Origin of the sequence: Aeromonas sp. QDB23 (assembly GCF_027707745.1) — a bacterium.
Classification (GTDB): Bacteria; Pseudomonadota; Gammaproteobacteria; order Enterobacterales; family Aeromonadaceae; genus Aeromonas; species Aeromonas allosaccharophila.
In genome coordinates, this window is the sequence record NZ_JAPCJA010000003.1 from 16335 (window position 1) to 40789 (window position 24455).

The 24455-nt window shown below is 61.2% G+C and carries 22 protein-coding genes; 18 read left to right on the top strand and 4 right to left on the bottom strand.

Annotated elements, in window-relative coordinates:
• Nucleotides 1-70 precede the first annotated feature (70 nt).
• The 7 genes from PG888_RS02080 to PG888_RS02110 all read left to right on the top strand — a co-directional run bounded on the left by PG888_RS02080 (nt 71) and on the right by PG888_RS02110 (nt 7481).
• Entirely contained in the window at nt 71-1432 is a 1362-nt protein-coding gene (locus PG888_RS02080; RefSeq protein ID WP_182937798.1) for an MATE family efflux transporter, read from the top strand.
• Entirely contained in the window at nt 1429-2040 is a 612-nt protein-coding gene (locus PG888_RS02085) for a hypothetical protein (RefSeq protein WP_058054089.1), read from the top strand. Before PG888_RS02080 ends, PG888_RS02085 begins: the two co-directional genes overlap by 4 nt.
• A 276-nt stretch (nt 2041-2316) precedes the next feature.
• Nucleotides 2317-2532 carry a YdcH family protein gene (locus PG888_RS02090; protein WP_042057872.1) on the top strand — a complete coding sequence of 72 codons (216 nt, stop codon included), beginning with the start codon at nt 2317-2319 and terminating at the stop codon, nt 2530-2532.
• 161 nt (nt 2533-2693) lie between these two features.
• On the top strand, nt 2694-3887 hold the full coding sequence (locus tag PG888_RS02095; RefSeq protein WP_182937799.1) for a sugar ABC transporter substrate-binding protein: 1194 nt from the start codon (nt 2694-2696) through the stop codon (nt 3885-3887).
• A complete protein-coding gene (locus PG888_RS02100) occupies nt 3884-6040 on the top strand; it encodes a GGDEF domain-containing protein (protein WP_270692765.1) in 2157 nt (718 codons plus the stop codon). The genes PG888_RS02095 and PG888_RS02100 overlap by 4 nt, the downstream gene beginning before the upstream one ends.
• A 138-nt stretch (nt 6041-6178) precedes the next feature.
• Complete coding sequence (locus PG888_RS02105; protein ID WP_182937801.1) at nt 6179-6838, top strand: YceH family protein; 660 nt, start codon at nt 6179-6181, stop codon at nt 6836-6838.
• Nucleotides 6839-6923: 85 nt separating this feature from the next.
• Complete coding sequence (locus PG888_RS02110; RefSeq protein ID WP_182937802.1) at nt 6924-7481, top strand: HutD family protein; 558 nt, start codon at nt 6924-6926, stop codon at nt 7479-7481.
• 115 nt (nt 7482-7596) lie between these two features.
• Here PG888_RS02110 and azu read toward each other — a convergent pair whose 3' ends face one another.
• Entirely contained in the window at nt 7597-8037 is a 441-nt protein-coding gene (azu, locus tag PG888_RS02115; RefSeq protein WP_042656977.1) for an azurin, read from the bottom strand.
• 336 nt (nt 8038-8373) lie between these two features.
• Between azu and PG888_RS02120 the strand changes: the two genes are divergently transcribed.
• From PG888_RS02120 to PG888_RS02170, 11 genes are all read left to right on the top strand, one after another.
• Nucleotides 8374-9420: an FAD:protein FMN transferase gene (locus PG888_RS02120; protein ID WP_182937803.1), complete on the top strand. Its 1047-nt coding sequence runs from the start codon at nt 8374-8376 to the stop codon at nt 9418-9420.
• Nucleotides 9421-9579: 159 nt separating this feature from the next.
• On the top strand, nt 9580-11226 hold the full coding sequence (locus tag PG888_RS02125; RefSeq protein ID WP_270692766.1) for a tetratricopeptide repeat-containing response regulator: 1647 nt from the start codon (nt 9580-9582) through the stop codon (nt 11224-11226).
• A 66-nt stretch (nt 11227-11292) separates the two neighbouring features.
• Complete coding sequence (locus PG888_RS02130; RefSeq protein ID WP_182937804.1) at nt 11293-12255, top strand: ion channel; 963 nt, start codon at nt 11293-11295, stop codon at nt 12253-12255.
• Between the two features lie 115 nt (nt 12256-12370).
• Nucleotides 12371-13177, top strand: a complete 807-nt coding sequence (gene xthA / locus PG888_RS02135) for an exodeoxyribonuclease III (protein ID WP_182937805.1) — start codon at nt 12371-12373, stop codon at nt 13175-13177.
• 144 nt (nt 13178-13321) lie between these two features.
• Nucleotides 13322-13753: a PPC domain-containing DNA-binding protein gene (locus tag PG888_RS02140; protein ID WP_182933829.1), complete on the top strand. Its 432-nt coding sequence runs from the start codon at nt 13322-13324 to the stop codon at nt 13751-13753.
• A gap of 8 nt (nt 13754-13761) precedes the next feature.
• Nucleotides 13762-14340: an ECF transporter S component gene (locus tag PG888_RS02145; protein WP_182933828.1), complete on the top strand. Its 579-nt coding sequence runs from the start codon at nt 13762-13764 to the stop codon at nt 14338-14340.
• Nucleotides 14340-15041, top strand: coding sequence for an energy-coupling factor transporter transmembrane component T (locus tag PG888_RS02150; RefSeq protein WP_182937806.1), 702 nt, complete (start codon nt 14340-14342; stop codon nt 15039-15041). The genes PG888_RS02145 and PG888_RS02150 overlap by 1 nt, the downstream gene beginning before the upstream one ends.
• Entirely contained in the window at nt 15038-15856 is an 819-nt protein-coding gene (locus PG888_RS02155; protein WP_197970771.1) for an energy-coupling factor ABC transporter ATP-binding protein, read from the top strand. The genes PG888_RS02150 and PG888_RS02155 overlap by 4 nt, the downstream gene beginning before the upstream one ends.
• Nucleotides 15843-16595 carry an energy-coupling factor ABC transporter ATP-binding protein gene (locus tag PG888_RS02160; protein ID WP_182937807.1) on the top strand — a complete coding sequence of 251 codons (753 nt, stop codon included), beginning with the start codon at nt 15843-15845 and terminating at the stop codon, nt 16593-16595. Before PG888_RS02155 ends, PG888_RS02160 begins: the two co-directional genes overlap by 14 nt.
• 204 nt (nt 16596-16799) lie before the next feature.
• The gene (locus tag PG888_RS02165) at nt 16800-17999 is read left to right on the top strand and encodes an efflux RND transporter periplasmic adaptor subunit (RefSeq protein WP_163128344.1); all 1200 of its coding nucleotides are present in this window, start codon (nt 16800-16802) and stop codon (nt 17997-17999) included.
• Nucleotides 18000-18008: 9 nt separating this feature from the next.
• The gene (locus PG888_RS02170; RefSeq protein WP_182937808.1) at nt 18009-21113 is read left to right on the top strand and encodes an efflux RND transporter permease subunit; all 3105 of its coding nucleotides are present in this window, start codon (nt 18009-18011) and stop codon (nt 21111-21113) included.
• A 60-nt stretch (nt 21114-21173) separates the two neighbouring features.
• On the opposite strand, the gene PG888_RS02175 is transcribed toward PG888_RS02170, so the two are convergent.
• The 3 genes from PG888_RS02175 to PG888_RS02185 form a co-directional block, all read right to left on the bottom strand.
• Nucleotides 21174-22259 carry an HlyD family secretion protein gene (locus tag PG888_RS02175; protein ID WP_042656971.1) on the bottom strand — a complete coding sequence of 362 codons (1086 nt, stop codon included), beginning with the start codon at nt 22257-22259 and terminating at the stop codon, nt 21174-21176.
• Nucleotides 22256-22711 (bottom strand): hypothetical protein, encoded by a 456-nt coding sequence (locus PG888_RS02180; RefSeq protein ID WP_182937809.1) that lies wholly within the window; start codon nt 22709-22711, stop codon nt 22256-22258. The genes PG888_RS02175 and PG888_RS02180 overlap by 4 nt, the downstream gene beginning before the upstream one ends.
• A 148-nt stretch (nt 22712-22859) precedes the next feature.
• Nucleotides 22860-24047, bottom strand: coding sequence for an OmpP1/FadL family transporter (locus PG888_RS02185; protein ID WP_182937810.1), 1188 nt, complete (start codon nt 24045-24047; stop codon nt 22860-22862).
• Nucleotides 24048-24455: the final 408 nt, after the last annotated feature.

The following is a 24455-nucleotide window of genomic DNA, read 5'->3' on the forward strand; positions in this document are numbered from 1 at the left end:
GCCTTTGCCTTGGTGTTAAATGCGCCCCCAGAGGGCACTCCCCTGTGCCTTCCCAGCTGTTGGATATGCCATGCAATCTCAATCCCACGCAGGCCCGGGCACCCTCTTTGCGCTGACCTGGCCGCTTTTTATCGATCTCGCTCTGCACTTTCTGACCGGCGCCCTCAATACCTTCATGGTGGGTCACGTCTCCTATCAGGGAGTGGCCGCGCTGGCGGTCGGCAATCAGGTGTTCGATCTCGCCATCACCTTGTTCAGCTTCGTCAGCATCGGTACCAGCGTGGTGATCACCCAGTATCTTGGCGCGGGCGATCGGGAGAAGAGCCGGGTGGTGATCCACACCGCCATCGGGTTCAACCTGCTGATCGGACTGGTGGCCGCCATCGGCGTGATGGCGGGGGCCAGCACCATGCTGGCGCTGATGAACCTGCCCGCCAACCTGATGAGCGACGCGACGCTTTACTTGCAGATCATCGGTCTCTGCCTGCTGCCGGAGGCCGCAGCGCTCTGTCTGGCGGCGACCCTGCGTGCCCACGGCCACACCCGTCAGGCGATGTATGTGACCCTGATCGTCAACCTCATCACCTTCGTCGGCAACCTGTTGCTGCTCTACGGCTGGTTCGGCCTGCCCCAACTGGGAGTGGCCGGTGTTGCCATCAGCACAGTGGCTGGCCGACTGGTCGGCGTGGTGCTACTGGTGTGGCTGGTGGCCCGCAAGACCGGCATTCGACTGGTGGTGCGCGATATCGTCCACCCCAGTCGGGAGATGCTCGGCAAGGTGCTCCATATCGGCCTGCCTGCGGCGGGGGAGAACCTCTCCTGGATGCTGCAGTTTATGGTGGTGACAGCCTTTGTCGGATTGCTGGGGGACAAGGCGCTGGCAACCCAATCCTACTTCTTCCAGATCTGTCTGTTTATCCTGCTGTTTGGCCTCTCCATCGGCCTTGGCAACGAGATCATCATCGGCCATCTGGCGGGCGCCAAACAGTTCGATCGCGCCTATCAACAGTTGATCAAGAGCCTCAAACTGGGGCTGGCGGTCACCTGCGTCATCGCCGTGGCGGCGGCCCTCAATGGCCGCACCATCATCAGCCTCTTTACCGATGATGCCGACATCATCACCCAGGTGGCGCAGCTGTTTCTTATCAGCCTCATCCTCGAACCCGGCCGCACCTTCAATCTGGTGGTGATCAACGCCCTGCGGGCCACCGGGGATGCCCGTTTCCCCCTCTACATGGCGTTGCTCTCCATGTGGGGAATTGCCGTGCCACTCTCCTATTTCCTCGGTATCATGCAGGGCTATGGACTGGTCGGTATCTGGCTGGCGCTGGCCTGCGACGAGTGGGTGCGCGGTCTGGCCATGTTCTGGCGCTGGCGCAGTCGTCGCTGGCAAAACAAAATTCTTGTTGAAACAAAAGCGGAATCACAATGAAGAAGATAGGACTCTTGCTGGCTGCCATCCTGCTCAGCCCCCTGGCCATGGCGCAAACTGCCCCTGCCGCTCCCAAGGCTCAAGCCACTCAGACCTGGTATGTGGCCCCCATCGCCATCGATGAAACCAGCGACGCCCAGAAGGCGCTGACCAAGGACTTCATGGCCCAGATGATCAAGACCATCAAGATCAACGAATACCAGACCGGCAAAGCGGTGGGCAACACCAAGAAGCCCAAGTGGCTGATCCGCACCAAGCTGATGCCCGCCAGCAACGAGCCGCTGGTCGGCAAGAAGCACCCTCAGGGTCTCACCTACGGCAAGGGCAACCCGACCCAGGAGATCGTCGGCGAGCTGCTGATGAACGGTACCCTGGTAGCCCACATCGGTCAGGGCTGGCGTGAGCCAATCGTCCCGGGCACGCCGGTGGCTGACAAGCTGAGCATCGCCAACTATCGCTACGCCATCGGGGATCAGGCCAAGTCGGCGGATCTGGAAGAGCTGGCCGCCCAGATTGGCTTTGAAGCGGGCAAGGTGATCCACCGCGATGGCAAGCCGCTGCCCGAGAAGAAAAAGAAAAAAGAGCAGGCGGACGAAGAAAAACAGTAACGTCGCCAGCACCCAGACAAAGGGGCCACACGGCCCCTTTGTTGATCCTGTCCCCTCACGCCAGCGCCGCCCCTGTTGTGATTTACCGCACAGTTTTGTGCACCATTCAGATTGATAAATCACTTATCTTGTTTTGATTCAACAAGTTATAAATATCCTGCCAAATACTCCAAATGATTGCCCCCAAATTCGATCAGGATCACATTTATCCCCGGCACTAAGGGGTAGCTTTGGTCTTACAGGCACAATCAAACGAAACCAAGGAGGTTCCATTACATGTTCCCAGAGTACAGAGAACTCATCTCGAAACTTAAGAGCAGTGATGTCCATTTCCAGAAGAAGTTTGACTTGCACAACGACCTGGATGCGGAGATTAGAAAGTTGGAAAAGCATCACGCCAGCGACTATAGCGCCGAGGTGAGAGATCTGAAAAAGCAGAAACTCAAACTGAAAGAGGAGATATACGACATCCTCAAACAACATCCACACTAGATGCCTCGAAGAATACCCGGATAAGCAATTTATCCTCCAGCCCGGCCCAAGAGCCGGGCTTTTTGTCGTTTCAGTCAATTAGTTGGCGCCCGTGCCTACCGACATTGCCGGTTGTTTGTTACATTTCCCTTTGGAATTCAAGGTATAACGGTGATGGTAACATGAGCATAAAACGATCTTTTTATCATCTCTTGCTGCTTTGCCTGTTCGCATTGAGCCACCCCCTGCGGGCTCAGGAGCCGGAGCTGGAGCTGTGGCACTCCCAGCAGGCCGGTTACGTGATCGACGAGGTGATCGCCCGCTTCAATCAGGAAGGCAACCACAGCGTGCGGGTCACCCAGATCGAGCCGGGCAAGATCAAGGCGGATCTCCTGCTGGCGGCGCAAGCCAGGGGGCTGCCCGATCTGATGCTGATCCCGTCCGACTTTATCGGTCTCTATCGCCAGATGACCCTCGCCCCCCTCCCCGCCGAGTGGTTTTCCCCCGCACTGATGGCCAGCGCCCTGCGTTATGTCACCCTCGACAGCCAACGCTGGGGCATGCCCATGATGCAGGGCAACCACCTGATGCTGTTTTACAACAAGAAGCTGGTCTCGGCGCCGGTGACCCAATGGCAGCAACTGGCTGCCATCACTCCGGCCCTCAAGGCCAAAGGGGTCTACCCCGTCAGCTGGCCCTATCACGACATGTACTACTTCGCCGCCTTTTTGCACACCTTTGGCGGCTCGCCGGTGACCGAAGGGCGCATCACCCTCGACACCCCGGCCATGGTGCAGGCACTGGAGGCCTACCGCACCGTCGCCAGCGAACAGTGGATCGATCCCGACTGCGACTATGACGCCGCCCTCGCCCGCTTCAACGAGGGCAAGAGTGCCTACCTCATCAACGGAGACTGGGCTTTCAATGATCTGGTGAAAAACATGGGGGATCAGCTGGGGGTCGCCCTGCTGCCCCACTGGCAGATGCGCCCCATGCACTCCATGAGCGGCGCCTACGTGATGGGCGCCTCCCGCTGGGCGATGGACGATGAGGATCGGCAACCCGTCATCAAAGCGCTGATGGCCTTTCTCCAGCGTCAGGATATTCAGCAGTTCATCTATCGACAGGGGGCACTGTTGCCGGTCAATCAGCAGGCCTTTGCCACCATCAGCCACAACCCCACGCCTCGGGAAAAAGTGCTGCTGGAACAGTTCACCCTCACCACCCCCATGCCCTCCGACAGCGCCATGTCCATTGCCTGGCAAGCGATGGATAAAGGATTCGAACGTTTTAAAGAAGGGATCAGTGCCGCCGACACCGCCCGCTACATGCAACAGCTGGCCGATCAGCAGTACCGGCAGGTCAAAGCACCATGAACCATCGCACCGTTCGGCTCGGCCCGACCCTTATCATCATCCTGTTCACCGTGGCCCTGCTGCCGGCGCTGCTGGCCAGCGTGGTGCTGCTGACCCGCCAGCACCAGATCATCGCCCAGAGCGAACAGTCACAGCTGGAGCGGGCCCTCACCAGCATGACCCGCGAAGCCCGCTTTCGCAGCGAGATGATCGGCACCCAGATCAATCAGCTCAGTCAGGATCGGGTGCTCCATCAGGCCCTCGACAACTTCCTCTTCTCCAGCCATGCCCGACTGGCACTGGCCGCCTTCATCAAGTCCAACAGCCTGCTCACCTCGGCCTACCTCATCGATGACAAGGGGCTGGTGGTGGAGTACATCAATGGCCAGGCTTCCCACCTCGAATCGAGCAATCTGATGCCGCAGCTGATGGCCTGGAGCAAGACCCGCGAGGCGAAACAGGGCAAGCATCTGCTGCTGCCCGTCGATGATCCCGTGCTGGTCGGCGATATGGAGCAGAACCGCAGCGGCGGGCTGGCACTGGTGGCCCCCATCTATCGCAATCACCAGCGCGCAGGGGTGATGCAGACCCCTTCCGGCTTCGTGATGGCCATCCTCCCCTGGCGACAGATGGCCCAACTGCTGGAGCCCTATCTCAAGGGGAGCGAATATCTGGTGATCTCCCAGGGCGAGAACCGTCTCTACGAAGGGGCTCACCAGAGCGCCAACGCCACGAACGACACAGTGCCTGACAAGGAGAGAGTGCCAAGCAAGATGGCGCACCCCCTGGTCATTGGCTGGCCCCAGTTGGAGCAGGAGATCACCCCCACCATCACCCTCTACAGCTACAGCGATGATAGGGTCAGCGAGCTCAACAAATCCCAGCAGCTGCTGACCGGCAGCATTGTCGGCATGTTGCTGCTGGTAGCCATAGGCTGCGTCTGGCTCACCCGCTGGCTCACCCGACCGCTGCGCTCGCTGGCCGCGCTGGTGCGCAGCTATGGCAAGGGCAACTACCAGCAACAGCAGGCACCGCTGCGCTTTGTGGAGTACGACGAGGTGCGCCAGCTGCTGCAGGAGATGGCCTACACCATCTCGGATCAGGTGCGGGCGCTCTACCAGCAAAACGAACAGCTGCAGCGCGCCAATAGCGAGAAAGAGGCGTTCAACCAGCGGCTGCTCGGCTTCAACGACGAGCTGGAGCAAGAGGTGGCCTCGCAAACGACCGCCCTGCGCTCGGCCCTGAGCCGGGAGGAGCGCAGCCGCCATATCCTGCAATCCTGGCTGCAGTTCGGCCTGCACCAGCAGCTCGATATCGATATTGCCGAGCTGGCCAGCTCCGCCCTGCTGCAGCTATCCCAGCTCTATCCCGGCCACCGCTGGGGGCTGGTGATCCGCCGCGACGGAGAGCCTCACTACTCCCTGACCCAGGGGGTGGATGCCCCCTTGCGGGATGCCCTGCAGGAGAAGCTGATCCAGCTGATAGATGAAGAGATCAGACACTCCGAATGCCAGTGGGATAACACGCTCTGGAAGATCATGACCCTGCCCGGCAGCCAGAGCGGCGTGCTGTTTGGCTATCTGATGGTGAGCGCCGAAGGGTTGGAGTCCGAAGACAGGGCCATCTTGCGGCTGTTTGCCAAGCAGCTGGCGGTGGGCATCGAGGGGCGACTCTTTACCGATGAGCTGGCGCGGGTCGCCCGCACCGACAACCTCACCGGGTTGCCCAACCGGCAGGCGTTCGAAGAGGCCTTCCATCACTATCAGGCGGTGCTGGCGCGCCATCCCGAGCGTCACCTCGCCCTCTTCATGCTCGATCTCAACGGCCTCAAACGCACCAACGACCATTATGGACACGAGGCGGGCGACGCCCTGCTGATCCAGATGGCACGCCAGTTGCGCACCCTCTGCCGTCAGGATGAGAAGATCTTCCGCATCGGTGGCGACGAGTTCGTGCTGCTGGCGGAGGCCGATCACCTTGCCAGCCAGCGGCTGGCAGCCCGACTGGAAGCAAGCCAGCACCACGCCATCGTGCAGCATGGCGAGCACACTTTCCCGCTGCGTTTTGCCATCGGCTGGAGCAGCAGCGACCAGACCCCGCTGGCAGAGCTGAGCCGGGTGGCAGACGATGCCATGTATGCCGACAAGGCGCGCTTCTATCAGGAGCAGCAGTAAAACTGGATGCCTCCGGCGTTGGCGAGCCTTTCGCCAACCCCCTGATGACCTCGCAAAAATGGCGCGCAACGCTAGACGCGGCGCGGGCCATGACTAAGATAGGGGCTCTTGATGTTTCGATTCGGAAGGGAGTAGGAAATGGAGTTAGTACTTGGCCCGCTGGAGGCCCGCGTCATCGGCTGTCTGATTGAAAAAGAGATCTGCACCCCGGATCAATATCCCCTCTCCCTTAATGCGCTGGTCAACGCCTGCAACCAGAAGAGCAACCGCGAGCCGGTGCTGGAGCTCTCCGAGCTCGATATCCGCGCCGTGGTGGACGAGCTGCTCCGCAAGCGGCTGGTGGTCAACACCGCCGGTTTCAACGCCCGGGTGCCCCGTTACCAGCACAGATTCTGCAACACCGAATTTGGCGAGCTGAAATTCAGCGCCCAGGAGCTCGGCATCGTCTGCGAGCTGCTGCTGCGCGGCCCGCAAACCCCGGGGGAGCTGCGCTCACGCACCAACCGCCTCTGCAGCTTCGATGATGTCACCGAAGTGGATGCGGTGCTCGGCGCCCTTATCGAGCGTGGCCCCTACGTGGTCAAGCTGCCGCGCGAGCCGGGCAAGCGCGAATCCCGCTACGCTCACCTGTTCAGCGGCGAAGTGGATATTCAGGCGATGATGGATGCCGCCCCCGCCGCAGCCTATGCCTCCCCTGCGGCGGATCGCCTGAGCGAGCTGGAGCAGGAGGTGAGCGAGCTCAAGAGCCGTCTCGCCGCCATGGAAGCACGGCTGGCCGCACTGGATGGTCAGGGCTGATCGCCTTTACCATCGCCAATCTCTATCAGGGAGCCGGGGCTGATGTCCCCGGCTCCCTGCGTTTTTTCATCGTGAGGAAGTGCCCGTGATCACCCTGATTAAAGAGTCTGACCACCAGAAGATGCCCTGGAAAAACCAGCAGGGCACCACCAGCCAGATCCTCATCTCCCCCAAGGGGACGAGCCTTGCCAAACTCGACTTTGACTATCGACTGAGCTCGGCCCCCATCAAGAACGCGGGCCCCTTCTCCCCCTTTCCCGGCTATCAGCGCATTTTGCTGCCGGTGAGCGGGGCAGGCTTTATGCTCAACGGCCACCCCTACGCCACCTTCGAGGCGGCGCACTTTAGCGGTGATGAGGAGACCCACTGCGAATTGCTGAAAAAAGAGGTGACCGATCTCGGGCTTATCTACCATCCGGATCGCATCAGTGCCAACGTGCGGGTGCTGAACCTCCCCTTCCCGCTGACCCTTACCCTCGAGCCAGAAAAGACCTACCTCTGCCACCTGCTGAGCGGCCAGCTGACCGTGCAGGGCAAAGAGGTGGCCATCAATGAGACGCTGGTGGTGACCGGGGAAGAGAGCATTCACTTCGAATGCCAGAAGAAGACCACCATCGCCTTCTTTACCCTGCAGGCCAAATAGCGCGAAAGTCGGCGGTGCGCAGCCATGCCACACCACACGCAAGCGACAGAGATGAAAAAGCCGGGTAATCCCGGCTTTTGCTATTCAGGCAACCGGCTCGATGCCGGTCAGAACCTTAGTTGACCTTGAAGGCGCCCTTCATCATGGCGAAGTGGCCGGGGAAGGAGCAGAAGAAGGTGAGGTCCTTGCCCGCCAGGCCGTCGGTCTTGAAGGTGACGCTGCTGCTCTCGCCGCCGCCGATCAGCTTGGTGTGAGCCAGTACACGGGGATCATCCTTGGGCAGGTAGTCATTCTCGGCCCCGGCGCTCATCCCGGCAGTCGCCACGGTCTGATAGTCGGCGGTGCTGGCCAGCACCCAGTTGTGGCCCATGGCGGTAGCAGGCAGCTTGCCGGTGTGGTTCAGGGTGACCGTCACCTCTTTGCAGGTGGCCGGCACGCTCATCTCTTTGAGGTTGTACTGCATGGCATCATTGCCTTCGATGACCAGTGCACACTCATCCGCCAGCACGGGGGCAGCCAGGGTACTCAGCAACAGCAGGGTAATCGCCTTTTTCATCATCTTCTCCTTTGATTGGCAATGGATGGCAACGACTTGGCGGATGCGGTTAACGCTTCGCAAAGATGCCGTCTAAATCAACCTTCATTTTACTCAATTGTCTTCAATCGGCTATGGCTTTTGACCAAAGCTGCGGGCCAGGTCACCAGATGGTGCAGCACTCGCCAATATCTTTCCTCACGGATGGACGATACGACCCGCTACAGCCACAGGTTCAAAACTGTTTAATTTTTTCTGCCCTTTTCCCTCCGATTACGCCTACCAGGGCTCGCCCGGCGGGTGCCCCTTGGCTAAGCTAGCGCCCCGATATGAACCTTCTCCAGATGAGAGCGCCGGATGATTGCAATGACCCCCGTGGCGGCCCTGCGCGGCCTGCTGCTGACCCTGCTGCTGGCGCTGGCCGGCTGCCAGCCCACCCCGCCTGCCCAGACCCGCATTCAGGGCAAGACCATGGGCACCTACTATGTGGTGACCCTGAGCGATAACTACCCCGGTGGGGAACCCGCCCTCAAAAGCGACGTGGAGAGCCTGCTGGCCCGGATGAACAAGGAGATCTCCACCTACGATCCGGGCTCGCTCATCTCCCGTTTCAATCAGGGGCCAGCCAATACCCCGTTTGCCATCCCGCCCGCCATGGCCATCATCGTCCAGCAGGGCCTTGATGCCGGTCGGCTGACCGACGGCAAGCTGGATGTGACCGTGGGGCCTCTGGTCAATCTGTGGGGCTTTGGCCCCGACAAACGGCCGGTCAAGCGACCCGATGAGGCAGCTATCGCCACCGCCCGCCACAAGGTGGGGATCGACAAGCTGATCCTGACCCCGCAGGGGGATCACTTCCTGCTCGAAAAAACGATCCCGGATCTCTATCTCGACCTCTCCACCCTCGGTGAAGGGGCCGCCTCCGACGAGATTGCCGCCCTGCTCGAGGGCAAGGGGGTACACAACTACCTGATCGAAGTGGCCGGTGCGGTGCGCAGCAAGGGCAACAACAGCAAGGGATCGCCGTGGAGAGTGGCCATCGTCGAGCCCTCCGATCAGCCGGGGGCGTTTTCCGATATCGTCATCCCCAACGGCATGGCGCTCAGCACCGCAGGCAGCTATCGCAACTACTACGAGCTGGATGGCCAGCGCTACTCCCATATCATCGACCCCGCCACCGGCCAGCCGGTCACTCACAAGCTGGTCTCTGCCAGCGTGATCACCCCGACCGCGCTGGAGGCCGATGCCCTCGATACCGCGCTGATGGTGATGGGCCCCGAGCAGGCGATGGAATTTGCCAAGCAGCATAAGCTGGCGGTCTATCTCATCGTCAAAACCGGACAGGGGTTCAAGGCCGAGTACACGCCGCAATTTGCGCCCTATCTGGCAGAGAAAAAACGCTGAGTTCAAGGCCCTGGCAACAGGGCCTTCTTCTTTCACTCATCGCGGGCAAGAGGCTGACAAACGGAGACTGTTCGCAATCGACAACTTGGCCAATTGCCTCTTCGGGCGCTTTGGTGGCACACTTTCCCTCATCAGCCCGCAGCGCCTCGACCCAGACAGATGCAGACACCTGAACAAGAGCCAGAAAAAAAGAGCCCAGCCAAGCCCCAACGCATTCTGATGGTCAATGAGCAGCGCTCGTTTCAGGTGATGATGAAGGCGATGCTGATCAATCTGGGGATCAGCAACATCACCTACTCCAATACCGCCGAGGATGCGCGGCGCCGCTGCCAGAAGGGCAGTTTCGACATCTATCTCATCGATTACGATCTGGGGGTCGGCGAAAATGGTCGCCAGCTGCTCGAAAGCCTGCGCGACAAAGATCTGATCCCGCCCCAGAGCGTGGTGATCATGGTGAGTAGCGACAGCTCCCGCGCCATGGTGCTGAGCGCGCTGGAAGCCGAACCCGACGAATACCTGATGAAGCCCTTCTCCCAGGAGCAGTTCTCGTTTCGCCTCAAACGCGCTCTCGCCCGGCGCAACGCGCTGGCCAGCGTCTTTAGCGCGCTGGCCGATGACAATCTGGCGGCCCTCATTACCGCCTGTGCCGAGCGGGCCGATGCGGTGCCCCGTTTTGCCAACTACTGCCGCTGCCTGCAGGCCGATACCCACCTCAAGCTGGGTCAGGCACAAGAGGCACGCGCCCTGATGCGCCAGCTGCTGGCCGGGCAGGAGAACAGCTGGGCCCGCCTGACGCTGGGCAAGGCGTGCAACACTCTGGGACTCCACGAAGAGGCGGTCAGCCATCTGCAGGCAACCCTCAAGAATACCCCGCTGATGGTGGAGGCTCACCTCTGGCTGGCAGAGTCCCTGCTGGCCCTCGGCCATGACGAGCAGGCGCAGCAGGAGCTCAGACGGGCGGTGGATATCTCCCCCCAGTCGGTGCAACTATCCCGCCGACTGGCGGAGGTGTGCCTGCAGCGCCACGACTACGCCCAGGCCAAGGATGTGCTGCTTGCCCTCATCGACCTGTCGCGCAACTCGATCCATCGCACCCCCCACTATCTGGGGGCCTATATCCAGACCCTGACCCTCTACGCCCTCAACAGCAACGACAGCTACCACATCGCCAACCTGCAAAAGCAGGTCAATTCGGCCCTGTCGCGCATCCGCGATTCGTTGATGATGTCGGAGTTCAACTACCCGGTGTTCGAGCAGATCTGTCAGGCCCGGGTGCAAATTGCGCTGGGGGAGCTGCTCAAGGGCAAGAAGATGCTCTATCGCGCCAACCAGAACTGGCTCGATGAACCGGCCACCATGCCCCCCGCCCTGCTTGGCGAGACCATCCTCGCCCTCTACCAGCTCGGCGAGTTCGAATATGCCGAGAGCCTGCAGGGCCTGCTGGCGGAAGACGAAGACCGGCTGCTCACCACCTGCATTCAGGCAACCCGGGATGACAAGACGGTGCTGGAGCGGCGTCAGCGCTACCAGCAGCTCAACGATCTGGGGATCAAAGCCTATCAGAGCGGCGAGCTGGAGCAGGCCCTCGGCCATTTTCGCGAAGCCCTGCGCCGTGCCCCCGCCAATACCGGTGCGGCCCTCAACAAGATCCAAGTGTTGCTGCAACTGATGCAGAAAAACCGCAAGAGCCCGGAATTTGGCGCCGAGTGCAAAGACACCCTGGACGTGCTCGACGGCATTCCCCTCAACCCGGCCCAGCAGGAGCGTTTTCGCAAGTTGCGTCAGGAGTTCAACCAGTTCAGCTAAGACGCCGCCACGCCCCCTTTTCCCCGCCTATGCTGAAACCAGTTCGGCAATGCGAGGGAAACGAAGATGGCGATGTGTCGTTATCTGGTGGCCGATGGCCGCCACTGCAGTGAAGAGGCTGGCGAGCACGAGCTCTGCCACTGGCATGAGCCCCACAGACCCCATCAGGAAGCCCACACCGCCGAGGTGCTCGAACAGTACGTTCGCGCTGGCGGTCTCTGCCACGGCCTGCAGTTGTCACGGGCCAATCTGGCTGGCCTCAATCTGGTCAACAAGGAGTCCGAACAGGGATTTTTGCTGGAGCAGTGCAACCTCTATCGCGCCAACCTGCGCGGTGGCCACCTCTACGGCCTGCGCATGAAGGGCGGCAGCCTGATGAAGGCCGATCTCAGTGATGCCAACCTCCAGTGCGCCACCCTCGATGACGTCAACCTGCTCGGCATCCGCTGGCACAACACCCGGCTCGACAACATGCAGACCGGCAAACGGGTGATGCAGGATCGCAAGGGGCGCCGCGAACGGGATCCCAAACAGGCGCGTGTCTGGTTCAAGGAGGCGGAAGAGACCTACCGGGATCTGCGCAAAGCCTCCGAGGCGCAGGGGATCTTCACCATGTCCGGCAACTATATCCAGCAGGAGCTCACCATGCGCCGGCTGCAACTGCCGCTCTGGTCGAGCCAGCGCTTCACCTCCTGGGTGGTCGATCTGTTCTGCGGCTATGGCGAGGCCCCGATGCGGGTGGTGCTCTTCTCCCTGCTGCTCATCTTCATCTGCAGCATTTTCTACTTCTTCTGCGGCCTCAACTTCTCGGGCAACCACCTTATTTATCGACCGGATGCCCCCTTCGAACAGAACGCCATCTTCCTGCTCGAGTGCCTCTACTACAGCGTGGTCACCTTCACCACCCTGGGCTATGGCGACTTTACCCCGGTCGGCCTCTCAAGGCTCTTTGCCGCCTTCGAGGCCTTTACCGGCAGCTTCACGCTGGCGCTGTTTGTGGTGGTGTTTGTCAAGAAGATGACCCGCTGACGTCTCTCCCTGCCAAGCGGGCCGACCACTGGCGCAGGCCCGCGCCCCGAACTTGCATCCACCGCCGATTCCTAGTCCAATAGCGACTTATAAAAATGACATGAGCATCCCGGACATGAAGATCATCTCTTTCAATATCAACGGCCTGCGCGCCCGTCTGCACCAGCTGCAAGCCATCATCGACAAGCACCAGCCCGATGTGATCGGCCTGCAGGAGATCAAGGTGCACGATGAAGCCTTCCCGCTGGCCGATGTGGAGGCCATGGGTTATCACGTAGAGTTTCACGGCCAGAAGGCTCACTACGGGGTCGCCATCATGAGCAAGCAGAAGCCGATCAAGGTGGAGAAAGGCTTCCCCACCGATGACGAAGAGGCGCAGCGCCGGATGATCATGGCCACCTTCGAGCGCGAAGACGGCTCCCTCATCAAGGTGATGAACGGCTACTTCCCGCAGGGTGAAAGTCAGGATCACGAGACCAAGTTCCCGGCCAAGCAGAAGTTCTACGAGGATCTGCAACACTACCTCGAGACCAACCACACCCCGGACGACCAGCTGGTACTGATCGGGGATATGAATATCTCCCCCACCGATCTCGACATCGGCATCGGCGAAGCGAACCGCAAGCGCTGGCTGCGAGATGGCAAGTGCTCCTTCCTGCCCATCGAGCGCGAATGGATGGAGCGCCTGAAAGGGTTCGGCCTCACCGACACCTTCCGCGCCGCCAACCCCACCGAGTGCGAGCGCTTCTCCTGGTTTGACTACCGCTCCAGAGGCTTTGACGAGAACCGCGGCCTGCGCATCGACCTTATCATGGCCTCCGATGCCCTCAAGGACAGCGTGACCGAGACCGGTATCGACTATGAGCTGCGCGGCATCGAGAAACCCTCCGACCACGCCCCCATCTGGGCCTGCTTCGCCTGATGCGACGCACGGTTGAGCGGAATGCTGCTGCGCGTTCACCAATCTGTGAAGCGACTCGCGGTTACCTGCGATAAAAGGGCGTAAACAGCCTATCCAGACAAGGTGCCTCAGGGCACCTTCTTTTTGCAGCAAGGAGAGCATGACGTGACCCCCCCTAATCTTCCCCTCTCCCCCGCCCGTTTTCTGGCTCTGCGCCTGTTACCGGGGGAGGACCTGATCGCCGGATTGCGCGCGCACATGGCCCAACACGGCCTGCAGGCTGCCTGGATCGCCGGGGCGGTCGGCAGTTTGACCCACGCCAATCTGCGCTATGCCGCCCGGCCCGATGGCACCCTGCTGGAGGGGGCCTTCGAGGTGATCGCCCTCGGCGGCACCCTGGACCCGGAGTGCGAACACCTGCACCTCTCCCTCTCTGACGAGCAGGGATTGATGCGAGGTGGCCATGTGCTGCCCGGTTGCCGGGTCCGCACCACCCTCGAACTTGTGATTGGCGAGCTGGAGGCGTACCGTTTCACCCGAGCCCCCTGCCCCCACTCCGGCTATGAAGAGCTGCTCATTACCCCCAGAACCTTGTGAGGATCACTATGTCCGTCAGTAAACTCTCCAGCTACAACCTGGCCTTTATGGTCATCTGCATCGCCATCAACATGGTGGCGGGGCAAGCGGTCTCCATGCTCAAGCTGCCCATCTTCCTCGACTCCATCGGGACTGTGCTCTGCGCCATTCTGGCGGGCCCCTGGATGGCGATCGCCACCGGTCTGCTCACCAACCTGCTGTGGGGCCTGCTCACCGGCCCCATCGCCGCCGCCTTTGCCCCGGTCGCCATGATGATTGGCCTCAGTGCCGGACTGCTGGCACGCGCGGGCTGGTTCAACAATCTGCCCAAGGTAGTGGTGAGCAGCGTGGTGATCACCCTGGCGCTCACCCTGGTGGCCATTCCCATCCGCTCCTACCTGTTTGGTGGCGCCACCGGCAGCGGTGCTGACTTTATGGTTGCCTACCTGCACGCCATGGGCAGCGATCTGCAGGAGTCGGTCGCCGTCACCGTGCTCGGCACCAACCTGCTGGACAAGCTGCTGACCGTGCTGATCGCCTGGGGGCTGGTACGCCGCCTGCCGCAGCGCACCCTGCGCCACTTCCCGCAGATGGCCGCCGTGCGCTGATGCACCCGTTTACCTCCCTCACACTCTGGCTGTGGTTTTCGGTCACAGCCAGCGTGCTGCCGCCCCCCTGGCTCTGGGGCTGGAGCCTGCTGCCGCTGCTCGCGTTAATGGTGCTACCGGGAGCCCGCTCCCGGGTAAAGCTGGTGCTGGCGGTGATGCTGCCGCTGGGGCTGGGGCTCTATCTGGTTCACGGCCCCTGGTTGCGGATCCTGCTCGACATGCCAGAGGCGCCTGTCAGCGAAACCTTCCCCATTCTGCCCCTCTGGTGTCGCCTGCTCGCCTGTCTCGCCAGCGCCCAACTCTGGCTGTGGGCGGTCTCGACCGAGCGCTTTGTCCATGCGCTGTTTGCCAGCCGGCTGCCCATCGCCATCGCCTACCTCTGCTGCGGGCCGCTGCTGCTCAAGGAGCAACTTGGCCACCAGCTGCGGGCGATAAGGGAGGCCCAGCTGGCCCGTGGCGTCCCCTTTGATGGCCATCCGTTGGCCCGGCTGCGCGCGACCATTCCGCTGCTCTCGCCGCTGGTCGGACAGGCGTTGAGCGAGCTGGCCACCCGCAGCATGGCGCTAGATCTGCGCGGTTTTCGCAGCCAGCCAACCCGCACCCGCGTGGTCGAGATCCCGCAGCGGCACCATGAGCCGCTGCTGCGCTATCTGTTGCTGGTGCTGGTGCTGCTGGAGATCGTCTGGAGGTGGTGGCCATGATATCGCTCCGTGGATTAACCATCGGCCATGCGGCCCATCCTGACCACTTCCAGCTGGGACCCCTCGACATTGAATTGGGTGCTGGCGAGTGGCTCACCATCCTCGGCGGCAACGGGGCGGGAAAATCCCTGCTGGCTCAACTGCTGGCGGGAGGCTGGTCACAGCTGCACCTCGATACCCTGGCCGGGACAGGCATCATCCTCGGTACTCCCCACGACGGGGGGCAGCTCAATGAACAGGCGGCCCAACGCCAGTGGGTGCAGCAATCCCCCTATCTACAATTTTCCGGCTGCTGCTTTTCGGTGGCCGATGAGGTGGCCTTCGGCCCGGCCAATCTGGCGCTGCCGGTGGCCGAGATCAGTCGGCGGGTGGCTGAGGCTATGGCGTGCTGTCACTGCGAGGAATTGGCGACGCAACATCCGCTCTCCCTGTCGGGGGGGCAGGCCCAGCGGGTGGTGCTGGCCTGTGCGCTGGCGATGCAGCCCAAACTGTTGATCCTGGATCAGGCCTTCAGCCGCCTGACCCCGGAGGCGAGCCACACTCTGCTGCGGCAGATCCGCCACTACAGCGAGCTGAGCGGCTGCAGCGTCATCTTGCTGGAGCAGCGGCTCTTTCCGGCCGCTCACTATTGCGAGCAGTTAGTACTGCTCGACCATGGCCGCCAGCTGGCCAGCGGCGAACTGGGCGAGGTGCTGCCCCATCTGCCCGGGCGGGTGATCCTGCCGGACTCCCTGCGCGAGGCGTTGCTGGCGCGCGACCCGCACCATCATCCCTACCCTTTGGCCATTTTGCGGGAGTTTTATGCTGAGCTTTGACCGCCTTTGTTTTTCGTGGGCACCGGACAATCCCTGCCTGCACGACATCACATTGCAGATTGCCAGCGGGGAACAGGTAGCCATCATTGGAGATAACGGCGCAGGCAAGTCGACCCTGCTGCGACTGGCGGCGGGCCTGCTGGCCCCCACCTCCGGCACGGTGAGCTGGCAACAACAGGATCTCTGCGAGCAGCGGGCTCTGGCGCGCGCCAGTCAGATCGGTTTTCTGTTTCAGGAGTCGGAGCGCCAGCTGTTTCACAGCCGGGTCGACGATGAAATCGCCTTTGGCCTGCGCCTGCAAAAACGGCCGGGGGAAGAGATCCGGGAACGGGTGGCGGCGGCACTGGCGCAGTGCGAGCTGACAGCGTGGGCAGCATCCCACCCGCTGGATCTCGATGCTGGCCAACGTCGGATGGTGGCGGTGGCGTGCCTCCATGCCATGCAGCCCGCCTTGCTGCTGCTCGATGAGCCGAGCCGGGATTTCGATCCCCATTGGCTGGCCATTCTGGAACGCTGGCTTGCCAGCGAACGGGCGAAGGGCACCACCATAGTGGCCATCAGTCACGATGCCGAATTTGTCAGACGCAACTTCACCACCCTGATCGAGCTCAAAGCCGGGCGTCTGGTGGCCCACGGCCCCGCAGCCGAACGACTCTCAGCTCTCAATGGCTATCACCAAGACGAGAAGAGCAGTGCCCTGCTGCTGGCCACCCTCGCCCGGGCCGAACATCCCCGCTGAGCTTCGCCACATCGGAAAAAGTCAGGCTTTTTTCGTCAATCGGCAACCTTGATTGCCACCTTGAGAAGGCTGGGTTCAGATTACAGACCTATCATCTCTCATTCCTCTCATAAAAAAGTTGTTTTTTTAATCATGAAGTTAATGATGTGTATGGAGAATTTTGCTGAACGCAGCAACTGGGATCGATTGAACAGGAGTGTGATGATGAAGGTGCCCCTTGCCGGAAAAGAGATGTACAAACGTAGCGTGCTGACCCTGGCGCTGATTGGTGGATTGACCGCCTGCGGTGGCGAGACGACCCAGACGGCCCAGACCATGCCCGCCGTCCCCGTGGTGGTCGCCGAAGCCACCCCGACCGATGTACCACTCACCAGCGAGATGGTGGGAGAGACCGCCGGTTTTCGCGAGATCGATGTGCGCTCCCGGGTCAATGGCATCCTGCTCAAGCGCACCTATGTGGAAGGTCAGCCGGTCACCGCCGGTCAGGAGCTGTTTCTGATCGACCCGGAGCCCTACAAGGTGGCACTGGAGCAGGCCAAGGGCACCCTGGCTCAGGAGCAGGCGCGTCTGAACAAGGCCCGTGCCGATCGGGATCGCATCATTCCCCTGTTCAAGCGTCAGGTGGTGAGCCGCAAGGACTATGACGACACCATCGCCAACTACGAAGCCGCCATCGCCAGCCATCAGGCGGCACAGGCCATGGTAAAAGAGGCGGAGCTCAACCTCAGCTACACCCGGGTGACCGCGCCCATCAACGGCATGGCGAGCAAGAGTTCCCAATCCGAGGGGAGTCTCATCTCCACCAGCGGCGAAAATGGTCTGCTCACCACCATCACCCAGTTTGATCCCCTCTACGTCAACTTCTCCTACTCGGAGCAGGATCGCCTCAATTTCGAGAACTCGGTAAAGAAAGGGATCATTGAAGCCAAGGACGCCACCAACTGGCGCACCCATATTCGCCTCGCCGATGGCTCCGTCTATCCGGAAGCGGGCAAGCTCAACTTCTCCGACAACCGGGTCGATCCGCAGACCGGAACTATCCGTGCCCGCGCCATCTTCGACAACAAGGACGGCGTGCTGCTGCCCGGTCAGTTTGTCCGCATGACCATCGATCTGGGCCTGCGCAAAAACGCCATCGTGGTGCCGCCGCGCGCCATCGTCCAGTCTCAGGCCGACCGCATGGTAATGGTGGTGGATGCCGACAACAAGGTGATCCCGCGTCCGGTCAAGCTGGGACCTGTGGTCACCGATGGTGTGCTGATCGACAGTGGCCTCAATGCCGGTGACCGTTACATCGTCGAAGGCCTGATGAAGGCTCGCCCCGGCGCCGTGGTCAAACCGGTCTCGGCCGACGAGATGAAGGCCATCACCACCAAGGTGGTCAGCCAGTCTGCGGCCAAGTAAGGAGCCCGTATGTTTTCCAAGTTCTTCATAGAACGCCCCATCTTCGCCAGCGTGATTTCGATCATTATCGTGCTGAGCGGATTGGCGGCGATGCGTTCGCTCCCCATCGAGCAGTATCCCCAGATCACCCCGCCGGTAGTCTCTGTCACGGCGTTTTATCCGGGTGCCACCCCCGAGGTGATCTCCCAGACCGTGGCGGCGCCACTGGAGCAGCAGATCAACGGCGTCGAGCGGATGATCTACATGCAGTCGGGGTCGGCCTCCAACGGCCAGATGAACCTCAACGTCTACTTCGAGATCGGCACCGATCCGGATCAGGCCACCATCAACGTCAACAACCGGGTGTCGGCCGCTATGGCCCAGCTACCGGAAGAGGTCAAGAAGCAGGGGGTCACGGTCAAGAAGAAATCGACCGCCATCCTGCAGGTGGTGACCCTGCAATCGCCGAACGGTTCGTTTGATACCACCTACCTGTCGAACTACGCCCTGCTCAACATCATCGACGAGCTCAAGCGGATTCCCGGCATCGGTGATACCACCCTGTTTGGCGGTACCGACTATGCCATGCGCATCTGGTTGCGGCCGGATCGGCTGGCCCAGCTCGAGCTCACTCCGAGCGATGTTATCGGCGCCATTCGCGAGCAGAACACCCAGTTCGCGGCAGGCAAGATCGGCGCCCAGCCCACCACGACCCCTATCGACTTCACCTACACGGTGCAGACCAAGGGTCGTCTTGAGGATGTGAAGGAGTTCCAGGACATCATCGTCCGCTCCATGCCCGATGGCTCCAAGATCCGGGTGCGCGATGTCGCCAGGGTCGAGCTGGGCGGCAAGGATTATGATCTGGTCGCCCGCGCCAACGGCAAACCGGCCATCGGTATCGCGACCTATCTGCAACCGGGCGCCAACGCCGTAGCGGTCGCCGATGCGGTGCACGCCACCATGGAGCGACTCAAGGAGCGCTTCCCGCAGGATATTGAGTACCAGATCCCCTACGACACCACCGAGTTCGTGAAGATCTCCATCGAAGAGGTGGTCCACACCCTGTTCGAGGCGATCGTGCTGGTGTTCGTGGTGGTCTACCTGTTCCTGCAGAACTTCCGTGCCACCCTGATCCCCTGTATCGCGGTGCCGGTATCGCTGATCGGTACCTTCGCCGGCATGCTGGTGCTCGGTTTCTCCATCAACCTGCTGACCCTGTTCGGCATGGTGCTCGCCATCGGTATCGTGGTGGATGACGCCATCGTGGTGCTGGAAAACGTCGAGCGGATCATGAGCGAGAAGAAGTGCTCGCCCAAAGAGGCCGCCATCCTCGCCATGCAGGAGGTCTCCGGTCCGGTGGTCGCCATCGTGCTGGTGCTCTGCGCCGTGTTCCTGCCGGTCGCCTTTATGGGCGGCATGACGGGGGTGATGTACAAGCAGTTCGCCATCACGGTCGCGGTCTCGGTCGCCATCTCCGGTCTGGTGGCGCTGACCCTCTCCCCCGCCCTGTGTGCCTTGCTGCTGAAAGAAGGGCACCACAAACCGGCCCGTTTCTTCGTCTGGTTCAACAGCAGTTTTGACAAGCTGACCAACCGCTACGTGCGCGGTGTGGCCTTCCTCAACCGCCGGGTGGGTGTGGCCTTCGCCATCATCGCCGTGCTGCTGCTCTCCATCTACGGTCTGTTCCTGAAAGTGCCGGGCGAGCTGGTACCGAACGAGGATCAGGGCTACCTCATCTCCGCCGTCATGCTGCCGGATGCCGCCGCCATGAGCCGCACCCAGGAAGTGGCTGACAAGTTTGACCAGATAGCCATGGCCAACCCCCATGTGAAGGATGTCATCACCTTCTCGGGCTTTGACATTCTCTCCAACGCCGTCATTAGTAACAGCGGTCTCAGTTTTATTACCCTGACAGACTGGAGCGAGCGCCAGGAGGCCGGGCAAGACTCCTTCTCGCTGGCCAAGACCTTCCAGGGGATGAGCCTGATGGGACTGGCGGATGGCTTTGTCGCCTCCTTCAACCCGCCGCCCATTCAGGGGATGTCCACCACCGGCGGCCTCGAGGCCTATCTGCAAAACCGTGGCACCGGCAACGCCCAGGCGTTTTCTGGCGAAGTGGAGCGTTTCCTCGCCGCCGCCAAGGAGCGCCCGGAGTTTGCCAGCGTCACCACCACCTACCGCGCCAACGTGCCACAGGTCTATCTGGATCTGGATCGCGAAAAAGCCAAGGCGCTGGGGCTGCCGATCAATGCGGTGTTTGACACCATGCAGGCCACCTTCGGCCAAGTCTATGTCAACGACTTCAACCAGTTCGGCCGCACCTACCGGGTGCAGTTGCAGTCCGAGGCGGACTACCGCGCCAAGAAGAGCGACATCCGCAATGTCTATGTCCGCTCCGACAAGGGAGAGATGATCCCGCTCAGCAGTCTGGTGACGGTGCGTGACGCCACCGGCCCGGAACTGGTGGAGCGCTTCAACATCTTCCAGGCGGCCAAGATCATGGCGCAGCCCGCTCCCGGCTACAGCTCGGGTCAGGCCATCGCCGCGCTGGAAGCTGTCGCCAACGACACCTTGGGCAACGACGCCAAGCTGGAGTGGACCGGTTCCGCCTATCAGGAGAAAGCGGCCGCAGGCAGCGCAGGCACCGCGTTCGGCTTCGGTATCGTGATGATTTTCCTCATTCTGGCCGCCCAGTATGAACGCTGGACCCTGCCGTTTGCGGTGATCACCGCCGTGCCGTTCGCCCTGTTCGGTGCCCTGCTGGCCACCTGGCTGGTGGGCCTGACCAACAACGTCTACTTCCAGATCGGGCTGGTGACGCTGGTCGGGCTGGCGGCCAAGAACGCCATCCTGATCGTGGAGTTCGCGGTGATGAAACACGAAGAGGGGATGAGTCTCATCGAGTCGGCACTGGAGGCGGCGCGCCTGCGTTTCCGTCCCATCGTGATGACCTCGCTGGCCTTCATCCTCGGCTGTGTGCCGCTGGTCACCTCCAGCGGCGCCGGTGCGGCAAGCCGTCACGCCCTCGGCTGGCCGGTGATCGGCGGCATGCTGGCGGCCACTTTCATCGCCATCTTCTTTATCCCGCTGTTCTTCCGGCTCATCATGCGCCGCTCGGAGAAACGGGCCTGACCGCTGCAGTCTCGCTAACCAAGCCCCTCCCTCACGGAGGGGCTTTTTTATGTCCGTGCGTTACATGGCAAACAGATAGGCCTTCATCGCCTTGAGACGCACGGTGGCAGCACCGATGATGTCGATAAAGCCGAGCAGCGGATGGGGTTTGTGCGCCGAGATCCAGGCCGAACCGGTCGCCCCGATGGGCAACACGACCCCTTCCGGCTCCAGCATGTCGAGCACCACGGTACGGCCATGGCTGGACATGTTGTTGCCCACATGCTGGCGCACATGCTGATCACCCTGCATCGCGTTCAGCTGGGCCTCACCCGTGCCGGTACGCACCGAGTGAACCCGAGCACGGAATACCCGCCCCGGATAGGCATCCACATAGAACTCGGCAAACTGGCCCGGCTCAATGGCGCGGTAACTCTGATCCGGAATTCGAAACTCCAGAAACTTGCGCGAGGTATCGTAGAGGTGCATGTTGCCGGTGCGCGAGCCGTTTGCCAGATTGACCACCGACACCTGACCGTCGAACGGGGCACGGATCACCTTCTCTTCGTTCCGCCGTTGCTGCAACGCCAGCTCGCTCCCCAGATTCTGCACCTGGGCCTCGATCATCTTCACCTTGGCCTCGCTGGCACTCTGTTGCGCCAGATCACCATCGATCTGGGCCTGCAACTGATCGCGGCTCTGGATGCTGGAGAAACTGCCCAGCTGGGTCAAGCGCGCCAGCTCTTTGCGATTGAGGGTCAGCCGCGACAAAATGGCGCGCTGCTGGCTCAGCTCGGCGCTGATCTGGGCCTGCTGGGCGTCGATCTGGTGACTCAGGGCTTGTGCCTTGCCATCGCTCTCCCAGTTCGCGAGGGTGTAGATGGGCTGACCCTTCTTCACCTGCTGGTTGTGGACGACATGGATCTCGTCGATCTGGTGGAACTGGTTGGTGCCCAGCAAGGGGCCCAGCACCGCATGAGGCGCCTTGACCGTGGCCGAATCGGTGAAGTCCACCGGCGCCAGATGGCGGGAGGTGGTCAGCAATCCGAGGGCCAGCAAGGCCCCGATCGCGGTGCTCCAGAAACCGGTCTTGAGGTTCCAGGGCAGCACCTTCAGCTTGACCAGCAACCAGACGATCAGGATATAGGGCAGCAGGATCTCTTTCACGATGGCTCCCCTTGATGACGACCACGGCGAATACCATGGCCGATGATCTGGCTCATCCGCTCGGCCAGCACATCCCAGCGGGCAAAGGCGATGATGATGGCCAGCACCCACCAGGTCTTGTCGATAAACAGCCCGCACAGGGAGAGGGCGAACACCAGGGTGATATGTACCGACTCGGACAACTTGGCACGATGCACGGCGATCTCGTGCAGTTGCCACAACAGATGGATCAGATAGAGCACGACATAGAGGGTAATGACGGTGATCACCCCCATAAAGATCTCGGAATCGAGCAGTACCATGATGGCTGGCAGGGGATGACTGAACTGAGCCGCATCAACCGGATAGATGCAGACCCCTTTCGAGAAGAAGATAACCAGAGCGACCGTGACCAGAATAAACGCCAGGCGCCAAAGCCACCGTGCTAACGCAGAGGCAGGTTGTGATGACATTCGCTGTTGCTCCTCGTGTAACGGGTGATCAAACGGGTGTTCCTCGAGGGTCACCCGGCTCATGCCCCGCGCCAGTTGGCAATGACCAGACCGGCTACGGGCAGGATGGAGAAGCCCCCAACCTGTGGGGGCTTGCTTGACTCACGCCTCAGAACTGGTGCTGCACACCGATATTGAAGAAGTTGAGATAGCTGTTGTTGTAGGTGCCGGAGATTTCCGGGCGAATAAGCCCGCCATCGTGATGAACCGACATATCCCCCAACCAGGCCAGGGTGTAGCTGGCTTCCAGCTTGGTAGCCGGGCTCAGCTGGTAGCTGGCACCCAGACCCCAACGCCATCCCTCACCCATCGGCAAGTTGACGGTACGGTGGGCATCGTCCACGGCGCTGCTGTCATAAGCGATGCCACTGCTCAGACGCAGAGCGGGGGTAACGTCGAACTGGGTACCCAGGCTGAGGTGCCAGGTGTCCTTGTAGTGCATATCAACGGTGGTGCTATATGGCACAGAATTCACGTCAATGTCACCAAAGCGGGACCACTGCTGCCAGTTGGCGCTGGCCAGCAAGGCCCACTGGTCGTTGAGCTGGTGATAACCACTCAGGGTAACGGTCTGCGGGATCATCATATCGACGCCCAGACCGGCAAGATTGACCTGGGTAAACAGCTGATCTTCCAGCTTCCACTTCAGCTCGGAGAAGTAGCTCAGGCCGATACGGGAGTGTTGATCCAGCTCGTAGAGCACCCCGAAGGAGCCGCCATAGGCCCAATCGCTATCCGAGAACTCACGACCCGCGAAATGATTTGCCGTCATATCCAGCGAGGTATCCAGACTGCCGTGCATGGCGATCAGGCTGGCACCCACCGACCAGTTGGCGTCGATGCGGTAGGCCAGGCTAGGGGCAAAGGCGATGCCGGTCAGCTTGGCGGCTTGTACATAGCCGCTGCCCTTCCAGCCATCACCATAATCGATACCCAGACCATGGCTGCCAAACATGCCGAAACCGGCGACCCACTGGTCATTGATGGCATGGGTCAGATAGACGCTGCCGAGCGGCGCTGTCTGCAACGCATTGCCGCCGTTGTTGCCGCCATTGTCCAGATCCAGCTCGAGATCGCCGTATACCACACCGCCATTGACCTGCAGCTGGGTACCTTCCAGCTTGGTCATACCGGCCGGGTTGCTGGCGATGGTCTCTGCCCCCTGGGCACGGGCGGCTGCCCCTGCGTTGGCCAGCGCACTGTTGGCAGTGCTGGTTTCGTAGAGGGCAAGGCCGCCAGCCATTGCTGAAGGGCTCAGCAAAGCGGCAAGCATCAGCGACAGCAGTCGTTGCTGCATTTCGATACTCCTGAATAGTGAACAAGGGGGCACCCGAGAGGGTGTGCATCTCAACAAATGACATTTCTGTGTCTGGCAATCAGCATCCGGGAAGCCAACGGCTTTATATTGCACGTTCGTGGCGTCACGCTATTGAGGGGGCTGGCAAGCATGTTGTGAGGCCCGCTTCCCTGTTGCAACCGGCATCCGGACGCGGGAAACGCACCATCACTCAATAGTGGCGACTGACTGGCGCGCATCCTAACGGGATGAGCGGCAAGCTTCATTAGGGTTGGGCATACGCAATAGTTAAGTATTACTTAACTGTTTAGCCTCAACACCCCAGCCCTGTTACACAGCGCAGGTCCGGGCCCCTCTTCTGCCCGCAGGGAATGGCGGATAAGGCTCACCCTGAGCGGCGAGTGTAAC

Bases quoted from the DNA above. Each gene is read 5' to 3' on its own strand.
- PG888_RS02155 (WP_197970771.1), top strand. From the start codon at position 15,038: ATGATATCGCTCCGTGGATTAACCATCGGCCATGCGGCCCATCCTGAC.
- PG888_RS02185 (WP_182937810.1), bottom strand. From the start codon at position 24,047: ATGCAGCAACGACTGCTGTCGCTGATGCTTGCCGCTTTGCTGAGCCCT.
- PG888_RS02150 (WP_182937806.1), top strand. From the start codon at position 14,340: ATGCACCCGTTTACCTCCCTCACACTCTGGCTGTGGTTTTCGGTCACA.
- PG888_RS02165 (WP_163128344.1), top strand. From the start codon at position 16,800: ATGAAGGTGCCCCTTGCCGGAAAAGAGATGTACAAACGTAGCGTGCTG.
- PG888_RS02170 (WP_182937808.1), top strand. From the start codon at position 18,009: ATGTTTTCCAAGTTCTTCATAGAACGCCCCATCTTCGCCAGCGTGATT.
- PG888_RS02085 (WP_058054089.1), top strand. From the start codon at position 1,429: ATGAAGAAGATAGGACTCTTGCTGGCTGCCATCCTGCTCAGCCCCCTG.
- xthA (WP_182937805.1), top strand. From the start codon at position 12,371: ATGAAGATCATCTCTTTCAATATCAACGGCCTGCGCGCCCGTCTGCAC.
- PG888_RS02145 (WP_182933828.1), top strand. From the start codon at position 13,762: ATGTCCGTCAGTAAACTCTCCAGCTACAACCTGGCCTTTATGGTCATC.
- PG888_RS02130 (WP_182937804.1), top strand. From the start codon at position 11,293: ATGGCGATGTGTCGTTATCTGGTGGCCGATGGCCGCCACTGCAGTGAA.
- PG888_RS02160 (WP_182937807.1), top strand. From the start codon at position 15,843: ATGCTGAGCTTTGACCGCCTTTGTTTTTCGTGGGCACCGGACAATCCC.
- PG888_RS02180 (WP_182937809.1), bottom strand. From the start codon at position 22,711: ATGTCATCACAACCTGCCTCTGCGTTAGCACGGTGGCTTTGGCGCCTG.
- PG888_RS02100 (WP_270692765.1), top strand. From the start codon at position 3,884: ATGAACCATCGCACCGTTCGGCTCGGCCCGACCCTTATCATCATCCTG.
- PG888_RS02125 (WP_270692766.1), top strand. From the start codon at position 9,580: ATGCAGACACCTGAACAAGAGCCAGAAAAAAAGAGCCCAGCCAAGCCC.
- PG888_RS02080 (WP_182937798.1), top strand. From the start codon at position 71: ATGCAATCTCAATCCCACGCAGGCCCGGGCACCCTCTTTGCGCTGACC.
- PG888_RS02095 (WP_182937799.1), top strand. From the start codon at position 2,694: ATGAGCATAAAACGATCTTTTTATCATCTCTTGCTGCTTTGCCTGTTC.
- azu (WP_042656977.1), bottom strand. From the start codon at position 8,037: ATGAAAAAGGCGATTACCCTGCTGTTGCTGAGTACCCTGGCTGCCCCC.
- PG888_RS02120 (WP_182937803.1), top strand. From the start codon at position 8,374: ATGATTGCAATGACCCCCGTGGCGGCCCTGCGCGGCCTGCTGCTGACC.
- PG888_RS02090 (WP_042057872.1), top strand. From the start codon at position 2,317: ATGTTCCCAGAGTACAGAGAACTCATCTCGAAACTTAAGAGCAGTGAT.
- PG888_RS02105 (WP_182937801.1), top strand. From the start codon at position 6,179: ATGGAGTTAGTACTTGGCCCGCTGGAGGCCCGCGTCATCGGCTGTCTG.